Raw genomic sequence first — 938 nt, 5'->3', positions numbered from 1 at the left:
ATTTATTCCAACAGCCTTCATCTCTGGTTTGACTGGGCAGTTTTACAAGCAATTTGCCCTAACCATCGCTACTTCAACAATTATATCGACTTTCAATTCGCTAACTCTTAGCCCGGCTTTGGCCGCGGTGTTATTAAAGCCCCATGATGCAAAGAAAGACCGACTGAGCCGTATCATTGACGCCTTGTTTGGTAAGATTATTTTTGGCCCGTTTAATAAATTTTTTAGTGCCTTGACTGAAGGTTACACCTCCTTACTGAAAGTCATAATCCGGCTTTCTGTGATTGTTGTTTTGATTTACGCAGGCTTGATGGTATTAACCTCGCACCAATTTAAGACAACTCCCACCGGGTTTGTTCCTGCTCAAGACAAAATGTACTTGATTGCCTTTGCACAGTTACCTGATGCATCAAGCTTGGATCGCACTGAAGCGGTGATTAAGAAAATGTCAGCGATCGCCCTGGAGCATCCGGGAGTAGAATCATCAGTCGCTTTTCCCGGGTTATCACCTAACGGCTTCACGGTATCCTCGAATGAGGGGGTTGTCTTTGTCACCCTAAAGCATTTTGACGAACGCCAAGCACCTGATATGAGTGCTGACGCGATTGCTGGTGCCTTATGGGGGCAGTTTATGGGAATAGATGAAGCCTTTACGGTTATTTTTCCTCCGCCTCCCGTTATCGGTTTAGGCACTACTGGTGGCTTTAAACTGCAGATTGAGGATAGGGCAAACCTGGGCTATGAACGCTTGTTTCAGGAAACACAAAAGGTTGTAGGCCAAGCCTGGCAAACGCCAGAGTTAACACAGGTTTTCTCTTTCTTTCAGGTTAATGTACCGCAAATAGAAATTAACGTTGATAGAGAGAAGGCTAAAGTTCATGGTGTAGCGATATCAGATATTTTTGATACCTTGCAAGCCTATATGGGCTCGGTATATG

The 938-nt window shown here is 44.6% G+C and carries 1 protein-coding gene; it reads left to right on the top strand.

The window, feature by feature from the left end; all coding sequences use genetic code 11:
- Positions 1–28 precede the first annotated feature (28 nt).
- A partial coding sequence (locus A3729_RS07725) for an efflux RND transporter permease subunit (protein ID WP_304439701.1) occupies positions 29–938 on the top strand: 910 nt, incomplete at its 3' end.

The organism is Oleiphilus sp. HI0043, from assembly GCF_001634935.1.
Note: the sequence above shows the minus strand (reverse complement) of the source record. Positions and strands in the feature narration are given on the sequence as shown.